This window comes from Halobellus marinus (assembly GCF_032113415.1).
In the GTDB taxonomy this organism is placed as follows: Archaea; Halobacteriota; Halobacteria; order Halobacteriales; family Haloferacaceae; genus Haloquadratum; species Haloquadratum marinus.
On record NZ_CP134946.1, the window covers coordinates 1,361,267 to 1,371,944 of the forward strand.

Genomic DNA, 10,678 nt, shown 5'->3' on the forward strand with positions numbered 1-10,678 from the left:
CCTGTCGCGGCCGTTGCGTGTCTGCTGCCGGTCGCCAGACTCGTAGCCTCGATCCGCTCGCATCTTCGACTGCCAAGTGACTGTCACGATCGTTCTTTCCGTTCGTCGCCTGTCGAACGGTAATTCACTCACGTTTGTATTGTATTAATGCCCTTATATGTGGTTAGTGTACCCTTATTGTTTGAGGAGAAGACCCTTTAGGACCCACCCCGATTGAGACGTATGACCAAGCCACAGAGAGACACGACCGACGAGTCCGTCGGTCTCGCGGATCCGACGGACGAACGGTCGAACTGCGGTGTCGGCGCCGTCATCGATCTCGACGGCGGTCGATCGCACGAGACTGTTGCAGACGGGATCGAACTGCTGGAGAACCTCGAACATCGCGGGACGACCGGTGCGGAGGAAAACACCGGCGACGGGGCCGGGATTATGGTACAGCGCCCCGACGAGTTCTTCGATGCGGTCGTCGACGTCGATCTCCCCGAGGAGTATGCGGTCGGCTCGATCTTTATGCCGCAGGACGACGCCGCTCGGACCGGCCTCGTCACGATCTTCGAACGCGTTCTCGGTGAACACGGCCTCGACGTCGTTCACTGGCGAGACGTACCGACCGACAATTCGGATCTCGGTACGACGGCGCTGAACTCCGAACCCGACGTCTGGCAGGCGTTCGTCGTTCCCGACGAGGACCTCGACGCCGACGCCTTCGACCGCGCGCTGTACGTCTCGCGGCGGGCTGTCGAAAACGAGATCGGGGAACTGGATTCGGAGGCCTCGGCGCGCTTCTACATCTGTTCGCTCTCGCGGAAGACGCTCACCTACAAGGGGCTGCTGAAGGGCGAGCAGCTCGCGGACTACTACCCGGATCTGGACGACGAGCGCCTGCGGACCACACTGACGCTGGTGCACGCACGATTCTCGACGAATACGCTGGGCGCGTGGCACCTCGCCCACCCCTACCGGCACATCATCCACAACGGCGAGATCAACACCATCCAGGGGAACATCAACTGGATGCGGAGTCGAGAGACGGACCTCGAACACGAGGCCTTCGGCGACGACCTCGAAACGCTGAAGCCGATCATCAACGACCCCGACCAGTCCGACACCGCGTCGGTCGACAACGCCGTCGAACTGCTGCTGCAGGGCGGCCGTGACCTCCCGCACGTCCTCCGGATGCTGATCCCGGAGGCGTTCCGCGGCGACGAGCGGATGAACGACGACCGCCGCGCGTGGTACGACTACCACGCCTCGCTGATCGAGCCGTGGGACGGCCCCGCGCTCGTGGCCGCCACCGACGGCGACCGCGTCGCCGCCGTCCTCGACCGGAACGGCCTCCGGCCGTGCCGCTACGACGTGACGACGGACAACACGCTCGTGATGGCCAGCGAGGTCGGCGCGCTCGACACCGACCCCAGCGAGATCCGCGAACGCGGCCGGCTCCAGCCGGGCCAGCTGTTCGTGGCCGACCCCGAGGAGGGGCGCGTCATCCCCGACGAGGAGGTTTTCGAGTCACTGACCGACGAGAAGTACGGCGAGTGGGTCGACGAGGAGCAACGACAGCTCGAAGCGATGGTCGACACCGACGACTACGCCCCCCGCGACGAGTTCGAGCACCTCCGGGCGGCGCAGGCCGCGTTCGGCTACACTCACGACCAGTTGAGTCACCTCATTGAGCCGATGGCCAAAGACGGCAAAGACCCCGTCGGATCGATGGGCGACGACACGCCGCTTTCGGTGCTGTCGGACTTCAACCGGCCGCTTTTCACCTACTTCAAGCAGCTGTTCGCGCAGGTCACCAACCCGCCGCTGGACTACATCCGCGAGGAACTGGTCACGTCGCTGGAATCCAGACTCGGCGCCCAGCGAAACCTTCTCGACGAGACGCCGGCGCACGCCCGCCAACTCGTGCTCGACTCGCCCGTGCTGACCGACGCGCAGACGGCGAGCATCAGATCCCTGGGCGAGGCCGACGGCGACGCGATGTCATCGACGATCGTCGACATCACCTACGATCGCGAGCGCTCCCTCGAGGCGGCCGTCGAGCGCGTCCGCGAGGACGCCGCCGCGGCCATCGAGTCGGGCGCCGACGTCGTCGTCCTCTCGGACCGGAACCTCGGCCCGGACAGGGTCGCGATCCCGAGTCTGCTCGTCACGGGCGCGGTGCATCACTGTCTCGTCCGCAACGGGCTCCGGAACCACGCGGGCCTCGTCGTCGAATCCGGTGACCCCCGAGAGGTCCACCACATCGCGACGCTCGTCGGGTACGGCGCCGACGCCGTCAACCCCTACCTCGCCTACCAGACGATCGCCGACGTCGTCGCCGGTCCCGACGGGGCCGACGAGTCCGAAGCGATCGCGGCGTACAAGAAGGCGCTGGAGGACGGCCTGCTGAAGACGATGGCCAAGATGGGCATCTCGACGGTCGAGTCCTACCAGGGCGCCCAGATCTTCGAGGCGGTCGGCCTCGACTCCGAGTTCGTCGCCGAGTACTTCGAGGGGACGGAGATCCGCACGGAGGGCATCGGCATCGACGTGATCGAGGAGGACGTTCGCACGCGACATACCGTCGCGTTCGGCGACGACCCGCAACTGGAACGCCAGGGCGAGTACGAACACCGCTCCGACGGCATCCACCACCAGTGGAACCCCCAGACTGTCGGGACGATCCAGCAGGCGGTCAGATCGGGCGACTACGAGAAGTACCAGGAGTTCGCCGAACTCATCAACGACCAGACCGAGGAGCTGCAGACGCTACGCGGCCTCTTGGAGTTCGACTCCGACCGGGAGTCGGTCCCGATCGAGGAGGTCGAGCCGGTCGAGGAGATCGTCCAGCGGTTCTCGACGGCCGCGATGTCGCTCGGCAGCCTCTCGCCGGAGGCCCACGAGAACAACTCGATGGCGATGAACCGCCTCGGCGGCAAGTCCAACACCGGCGAGGGCGGCGAACCGCCCGAGCGGTTCGGCACCGAAAAGGAGTGTAACGTCAAGCAAGTCGCCTCCGGGCGCTTCGGCGTCACCTCCGAGTACCTCACGAACGCCGACGAACTGCAGATCAAGATGGCACAGGGCTCGAAGCCGGGCGAGGGCGGGCACCTCCCGGGCAAGAAGGTCAACGAGATGATCGCCCACGTCCGGTTTGCGACGCCGGGTGTCGGCCTCATCTCCCCGCCGCCGCTGCACGACATCTACTCGATCGAGGACCTCAAACAGCTCATCCACGACCTGAAGGCGGCCAACCCCGAGGCCGACATCAACGTCAAACTCGTCTCGGAGGCCGGCATCGGCACCATCGCGGCCGGCGTCGCGAAGGCCAACGCCGACGTGGTCCACATCTCCGGCCACGACGGTGGGACCGGGGCGTCGCCGAAGACGTCGATCAAGAACGCCGGCCTGCCGTGGGAACTCGGCCTGGCCGAGGCGAACCAGATGCTGCGGGCGACGGACCTGCGCTCGCGGATCCGCGTCACGGTCGATGGCGGGATGAAGACCGGCCGCGACGTCGCGGTCGCGGCGCTGCTCGGCGGCGAGGAGTACGTCTTCGGGACGGCCTCGCTCGTCACCTCCGGCTGTGTGATGGCGAGGCAGTGTCACGAGAACACCTGTCCGGTCGGCGTCGCTACCCAGCGCGAAAAACTCCGGAACCGCTTCCCCGGCCAGCCCGACCACGTCATCAACTATCTGACGTTCATCGCCCAAGAGCTCAGAGAGATTATGGCGGAACTGGGCTTCCGGTCGCTGGAGGAGATGATCGGGCGCCCCTCGCTGCTCACCCAGCGGGAGACCGACCACGAGAAGGCCAGACACCTGGATCTCTCGGACGTCATCGCCGAGCCCGCCGGCGACACGCGGCAGAAGACGGAGGAACAGATCCACGCCGGGGTCGCCGCCCAGCTGGATCACGAACTCATCGAGCGCGCCGAACCGGCGCTCGAAGGCGGCGAGCCCGTCGCGATCGACTCGGCGGTCTCGAACGTCGACCGCGCGGTCGGCGCGATGCTGTCGAATCGCATCTCCGCGACGTACGGCGGCGACGGGCTCCCGGACGATACCATCCGCTGTGACTTCGACGGCATCGCCGGCCAGTCTTTCGGCGCCTTCCTCGCCGGGGGAGTGACGATGCACCTCACCGGGGCGGCCAACGACTACATCGGCAAGGGCCTCTCCGGCGGCAAGCTGATCGTCCAGACGCCGGAGAACGCCGCCTACGAGGCCGACGAGAACGTCCTGATCGGCAACGTGGCACTCTACGGCGCGACGCAGGGCGAGATGTACGTCAACGGCGTCGCCGGCGAGCGCTTCGCCGTCCGCAACTCCGGCGTGAAGGCCGTCGTCGAAGGCGTCGGCGACCACGGCTGTGAGTACATGACCGGCGGTGTCGTCGCCGTGCTCGGCGACACGGGACGGAACTTCGCGGCCGGGATGTCCGGCGGCGTGGCCTACGTCTACGACCCCGACGACGAGTTCGCCGACAAGACCAACACCGGGATGGTCTCGCTGTCGGAGACGCTTGAGGTCCTCGACAGACAGATGCTCCGCCGGCTCGTCGAGAACCACGCGACCTATACCGACAGCGACCGCGCGGCGTGGATGCTCGACGACTGGGCAAACGTTGTCTCCGACTTCGTGAAGGTGATGCCCGACGCCTACGCGGAGGTCATCGAGGAGCGCGCACGCGACGACGTCCGGAAGGAGCTCCCGCCCGCGGCGGGGGCGACGCCCCCCGGCGACGACAGCGACGCGGTCGCCCAGACCAGCGACGACTGAGCCGGATTCCGGACGGCGTTTTCTCGGTTCCTCCGCTCCCGTTCGTCCTCGGAGGCACGCGGAAGGGCCGAGCCGCGAACCGATCGTTCGCGCGTCCACAAGGGAAGCGGTATACCTTCGCCAGGGCTAACTCCGGTATGGTGCGGCGATCCCGGGCTACCTCCTATGTTATTGCTACTATACTTCTAGTTGGCATCGTCGTAATTCTCGCAGCGACGATATCCACCGTGATGTTCGGATTCACCGACGAACTTCGGGAACCTGCGCCGAACGTCGCACAGTCAGACGGAGCGTTTCTCCCGCAGGACGGAAACAGCGGTGGGATCGTCAAGATCACACACGTTTCCGGTGATCCACTCACGATATCGGAGATCGAAATCTCGGTGCGGGCCGAATGCAGCGACGGGACGAGACGGGGGCGGATCGTCAACCTCCCCGCGGGATCGGGGAACGCGATCCGCGAATCCGACGGCCAAATCGAGGGCGACAATATTTTCGACGAACGTTCGTTAAACCTGATCGACAATAGCGTGGCGGGCGTCGACAACGGTGGGGCGCTGCTCCAGGGTGGACAGTTCACCGCCGGTGACGTCATCATCTTTCGGATACCGGACAGCAAGTGTTCACTGACGCAGGGAAGCGAGGTGTCAGTAGAGATCGTCCACAAACCGTCTCAGGCGGTCGTTATCGACAAAGAACTGACCGCGTGAGTCGCTGACGGCCGCGATAACGACACCTGCTCGTCGACGTGGCCGGTGGTGCCGAGTTGCCCCTCGCGTGTTCCGATTACACTAGCCCTCGTGTTGCGATCAGGTATGCGGCTCCCGTCAGCGCACCCCACGCGACTGCCGCGGCTATGCCAACGGTCAGCAACGGGCCAGAACCGATGAATCCGGCGACGATCCAGATCAACACACCAACCCCCGCGAGAGCCTGTATCTGCAGTCCATCGACGGGGGGAGAGCGGTTCGTCACTGTCAGTGCCATTCCGTAGCCGCCGAAAACCAGTGCCAGTAGATAGAACACCCCGCCGAGTATGCCCCAGATCGAGTTCAGGCTACCGAGTAGTGTCGGTGCCGAATCCGCCGGCGGCGGTGTCTCTCCCGGCGTTGTGGCTGTCGACGGTGTCGGTGAGGTCCCCGTCTCGGCTGCTGCTGACGCTGGCGTCGCAGTTGTCGTTGCTGTTCCCGGTTCGATCGTGATCGAGGTCGTGTTGCTGTCGATTCCCAGGTTGTCTTCGACGACGAGGCTCACCTCGACCGGCTCGTCCGGCATCTCGAAACTGTCCGTCGGGCGATCGGTAACCGATTGCGCGTCCCCGTTGACGCTGAACCGGTACCGGACGATCGACCCCTGCTCGCTTGCCGAGTCACTCGCGGAGAGTCGGATGTCATCTCCCGGCCGAGGGTTCATCGGGGTGTCGATCGTCGCAGTCGGGCGAGTGTACTCGGCGTCAGGCGCCGTTTCCCGGAACGGAACGAAGTCGACCCAGCCACGTTTTGTGACGACCGGATTCCCATCTCCTTCCGGGAGAATTGACGAGTGATACGGGCCACGACGACTCCCCCAGTAATTGGATTCGGCGTGGACTGTCCGACTCGATTCGGGGATGATGAGCGCGGTCGTGTTGGCCGTGATGAATGGTGCGATATCGACTGTCAGGCCGCGGTCTTGCCCGTACAGACCGTTGTCGGTGAACTGATAGCTCCTGTTTGCCGACCCAGTTTTTGCGACGCGTATTCCGGTGGGGATGTCGCCGCTCACTCGTCGGAGTGTGAGGGCACTCCGCTCGGCGGTCCGGGTTTCACTGGGTCCGTCCGTGCGTAAGACAGCCACCGTTCCTTCCCAGAGCCGCACAGCTCTGAGATCCTCGGTGATTGCTGGATCCGAGACGAGTTCAGAGAGCGGGACGTCGGACTGCGCCTGATTGACGATCACACCGGCAGCGCCTTCAGCGACGTAGCTTCCCGTCCCTGGCTGGACATCCGGCATCTCGACCGGATCAGCAAAGCGGTTCGTGTTGAACACGATGTCGTTGTCGCGAACCGTCGTCTCCATCACTCCCCGGAGAACCATCCCGTAGGTGTTTGCAGCGATCACGTTGTTCGCAACGGAGAGATTCCCGCGATGAGTGATGGGGCTGGACACAACGAGTCCGGCCCCGGCGTTATTCGTGAGTTGGTTTTCACTCACCGTGGTTCCGTGAACGAGGAGGTCCGACTGAACCGTGACCCCGTGTTCGCCACTGTTTTTGACCGTATTGTTGTGGACGTCGAGCGCACGTGCTGCGGCATCGGTACGGATCGCCACACCGTCGGCGGAATTATCTTCGATAGTATTATCGTAGAGTGACAGCTTTGAGACGACGGTGCCATCTATCGCAATACCGTCGTCACCGTTGTCAGCGACCTCGTTACCGCTGATCTCTCCCCGGCGAAGTATCCACCCGAAGACGTGTACGCCGTCACGGCCGTTCTCCCGAACAGTGTTGTTGGAGAGATCGACCGCGAGTTCGAGGCTCCGGGTGCTTATGCCGATGCCGTGGACGGCGTTTTTGGTGAGCGTATTTTCCCGCAGTGTGATGTCTCCGGTTCGGTAACTATCCGTCTCAGACTGCCGCACTCGGATTCCAGTTCGGCTGTTGTGAATCCGATTCCCGTGGGCCGTCATCGACGTGGCAGTACGGGTACCGATCCGAATACCGTCATTCGCGGCCGTGATCGTGTTGTACCAGAAGTAGCTCTCGCTTTCCTCCGCACGAACCACGACACCACTGCCGTCTACTCCGTCGATCCGGTTTCGCGAAGCCTGAAAGCGCCGGGCGCGGTCGGCCGCGACGAAGATGCCGGATCCGTCGACCTCACTGAACGCCGAGTCGACGACGGTAAGCCCCTTCACTCGTGTCGTCGGCTGTTCGGCCTCCGGGCTTCCTTCGGCTGGAGACGTCACATCTCCGACGACAAAGGGTGCTTCGACACCGGCGGCGATCTGCGAGATTCCCCCTTTTTGCAGCGTGACCGCAACCGGATAGATCCCGCGTGTCGTCGGGTTCACCGCATCCTCGTATTCGACGATCAGCTGTCCGTCGTCCGGGACGTGGACGGACTCGGAGAGCGCTATCTGCAGTTGGCTGTCTGTCGACGAAACCGAAGCCACCGAATCGGCAAACGATCGTTCGATGCTGCCGTTTCGGTTCCGGTCGAGACCGATGCGTTCGATACTGTCTGCTCCCACTGCTGCGACGGAACCGTCCGAACGATAGTCGAGCTGGATCGAGTCCAGCGAGACACCAACACCGGGCTGATATGCGAACGTATGCTCCGCAGCATCATCTATCGTGTCCGGTGTGGCCGTCAACGAGACGCGGTCAGTCGTACCAGCGTTCGGACTCGCCTGAATCGCGTGGCTTCCGATGTCGCGAAACGCCGTCCTCCTGACCGTGATCGGTGGTGCTGCGGTCGTCTCATCGATCGCGAGGCCGGCACTGGTGAAATCACGCAGCCTCGAATCGACGATCGCGACTGTCCCCGCATCGCTCGCCACGGTAATCCCCGCGCTACCGCCTCGAAGGGTCGTATTCCGGAGCCGAAGGGTGCTCCTTTCGGTCCCGTTGTACTCGAGGCTTGCCCAGCGACGGTCCGCCGCTGCGCCGTCGGATCGTGTGATCTCCACCGGGCGGGTGGCTGTCCCGCGTGCCTGGAGTGAACCACTCACGGTGACGGTGATATCCTCGGCGAATTCGATCTTGGTTCCCGGTTCCACCGTCAGTGTCGCCCCCGGCGCGATTTCGATGTCCTGAATCACCCGATATGGCCCCTCTGCCGGTGTCCAGGTAGTCTCTGTCGTAATCTGTGACTCGACGAACGTCACGTCTGCACTCTGTGTCGTAGCCGTGGCTGCAGGCGCGATAAGTGACATCACTAATATCACGCCTACGAACGCGACCCCAATCGCCTGCAGCCAGTCGTCAGTCCCCCGTGTCAATAGTGTCACCCAGCTGCCCCACAACCTGTAATCATTCTCCTTCTATTTATAAAAACACCGGGGCCACGGTTGGATGCATATCTGTAGCGACCCGTATCGATCCGCTACGTAATGACCGGCACCACCCCGATATGGACGTGAATTGCCCCCAGCTACCATCCGGGGAGACTGATACTGTCGGCTGTACTATTGCAAGATATTCGTGACCCCGGGGTCGCGAGATCCTTCATAGACATACAGCCGACAGTATGAGCAGCCAGCGCTCGATAGTCGGGAAAGCAATGGACAGCGGCGAGACGCCAGTTTCCTGTACGAACTGTCGCGACGAAGGAACGAAGTTGATGGACTAGACCGGAGAGTTCGTCGCACGGGCGTGTCCCCAGTGTGGACAGGAGACGCTGGAAATATCGAAGCTCTGACCGCCAGTCCCTTTCCACCGAGCGACCGACGCCGAAAAGCGGACGCGTCCTGCCGGGTCGGCGGTCGTCCGGCAGTATCCTTAACTCCCTCACCGCAAAACCGGAACTATGAGACGCGACCGCGACGGTGGCTGGCGTCCGTCCGCGCGCACCGACCGTGCGGTCAGCGAGACAATCAGCTTCGTCCTCGTCTTCTCGCTCATCGTCGCCTCCGTCGGCGCCGTCTACGCGATCGGCGTCTCGGAACTCGAAGCCACACGCGATGCAGAGCGGATCGAGAACGCCCAGCGCGCGTTCGACGTGCTCGCGGACAACGTCGACGACGTCCTGGAGGGCGCGCCGAGCCGGGGTACCGAGGTCAAACTCGCGGAGGCGACTCTGCGCTCCGCCGACGACGCTTCGATGAACGTGACCGTCGACCCGGAGGGTGGCGGAACCCCCCCGAAACTGGGAGTTTTCCCTCTCGCCGCTGGTGTACAATATCGAGGCGGGCGGGGAGATCCGCCTCAGCAACGGTGCGGTCCTCCGGGACAGTGCCGGCGGCGGCGCCGCGATGATTCGCGGCCCGCCCGTGGTCGTCGACGACGACCGGGTTCAGCTCACGCTGATCAGACAGGAGCACTCCGGGCCGGTCGCCGTCGGTGGCTCACAGACAGTCCGGATCCGGACGGCCGCGTCGCGTTCCCGGCTGTTCTACGACGACGCTGGCGGCCACGATCTGGTCCGCGTGAACGTCACGACGCCGTATCCGGAAGCGTGGGGTCGCCACTACGAGTCGGTCGGCTTCGACTGTTCGGTCGTCGACGCGGCCACCCCCCGGAAGCTCCGGGACGGTATCCTGCAACGCCACCGACGTCGACCGCGTCACGATCGTCTGGAGCCGTGTGCGGACCTCCTTCGAGTAGTCACTTGGCACCGTCGTGAATCGCCTCGGGGCATTCTGCTTGCAATCTGTAAACCTGTTTCAGGACGGCGTCCAGCCACGAGGCAGCGTCGTCGGGCGGACAGTCAAAGAGGGCTTTGAGCCTAAGTTAGGTATTTGACGTTTCTGAGTGAACGCGTAGGTATGTCCCCGAAGCAAGCGAAGCAGCGACGCGGCGGAACCGACGACGAGGCGACTGGCGCGAGAACAGTCCACGTCCACAGCGAAGACCTCCACATCCGCAGTTACGCCCACAGGGAAGCGTACGATCTCCGTCTCGAAGTCGCGACGCTCGACGGCGACACCGTCTTCCAGGATTCATATTACCTGCAGCCCGGCGCGACAGAAAGCGAACTCGACGCGGTTCCGGCCGGCGAGTACGAAATTCGGGCGACCCTGGATAGGCAGCGAACGGAGACTCTCCGCTGTCGACTCGGTCCGGAACCCGACCGAACTGTCCTCATCGAGGTCGGCAACGGCATCCTCAGCCTCACTGAAGGGCTCCGCGCGCGGTGAGATAATAGACTCTCTCCGCGTGCTGCAATCATCCCTGAAGGCCTCCGCGTGCGGTGAGCGCGCTACT

5 protein-coding genes and 1 pseudogene are annotated in these 10,678 nt (G+C 63.9%); 5 read left to right on the forward strand and 1 reads right to left on the reverse strand.

The genetic code is table 11. The features are described 5' to 3' along the window. Nucleotides 1–222 precede the first annotated feature (222 nt). Both gltB and RJT37_RS07030 read left to right on the forward strand, forming a co-directional pair. Nucleotides 223–4,770, forward strand: a complete 4,548-nt coding sequence (gltB, locus tag RJT37_RS07025) for a glutamate synthase large subunit (protein ID WP_313688937.1) — start codon at nucleotides 223–225, stop codon at nucleotides 4,768–4,770. A gap of 137 nt (nucleotides 4,771–4,907) precedes the next feature. Further along, nucleotides 4,908–5,480: a type IV pilin N-terminal domain-containing protein gene (locus RJT37_RS07030; protein WP_313688938.1), complete on the forward strand. Its 573-nt coding sequence runs from the start codon at nucleotides 4,908–4,910 to the stop codon at nucleotides 5,478–5,480. A 76-nt stretch (nucleotides 5,481–5,556) separates the two neighbouring features. Here the strand turns inward: RJT37_RS07030 and RJT37_RS07035 are convergent, their stop codons facing one another. Then, nucleotides 5,557–8,688 carry a right-handed parallel beta-helix repeat-containing protein gene (locus RJT37_RS07035; protein WP_313688940.1) on the reverse strand — a complete coding sequence of 1,044 codons (3,132 nt, stop codon included), beginning with the start codon at nucleotides 8,686–8,688 and terminating at the stop codon, nucleotides 5,557–5,559. Nucleotides 8,689–9,281: 593 nt separating this feature from the next. Between RJT37_RS07035 and RJT37_RS20645 the strand changes: the two are divergent. From RJT37_RS20645 to RJT37_RS07045, 3 genes and pseudogenes are all read left to right on the forward strand, one after another. Next, nucleotides 9,282–9,539: pseudogene (locus RJT37_RS20645) on the forward strand (DUF7289 family protein); the annotation flags it as partial. 61 nt (nucleotides 9,540–9,600) lie between these two features. Next, complete coding sequence (locus RJT37_RS07040) at nucleotides 9,601–10,197, forward strand: DUF7289 family protein (protein WP_313688942.1); 597 nt, start codon at nucleotides 9,601–9,603, stop codon at nucleotides 10,195–10,197. 42 nt (nucleotides 10,198–10,239) lie between these two features. Continuing rightward, nucleotides 10,240–10,611 carry an Ig-like domain-containing protein gene (locus tag RJT37_RS07045; protein WP_313688944.1) on the forward strand — a complete coding sequence of 124 codons (372 nt, stop codon included), beginning with the start codon at nucleotides 10,240–10,242 and terminating at the stop codon, nucleotides 10,609–10,611. The last annotated feature ends 67 nt before the right edge of the window (nucleotides 10,612–10,678 follow it).

Bases quoted from the DNA above. Each gene is read 5' to 3' on its own strand.
- gltB (WP_313688937.1), top strand. From the start codon at position 223: ATGACCAAGCCACAGAGAGACACGACCGACGAGTCCGTCGGTCTCGCG.
- RJT37_RS07030 (WP_313688938.1), top strand. From the start codon at position 4,908: ATGGTGCGGCGATCCCGGGCTACCTCCTATGTTATTGCTACTATACTT.
- RJT37_RS07035 (WP_313688940.1), bottom strand. From the start codon at position 8,688: ATGTCACTTATCGCGCCTGCAGCCACGGCTACGACACAGAGTGCAGAC.
- RJT37_RS07045 (WP_313688944.1), top strand. From the start codon at position 10,240: ATGTCCCCGAAGCAAGCGAAGCAGCGACGCGGCGGAACCGACGACGAG.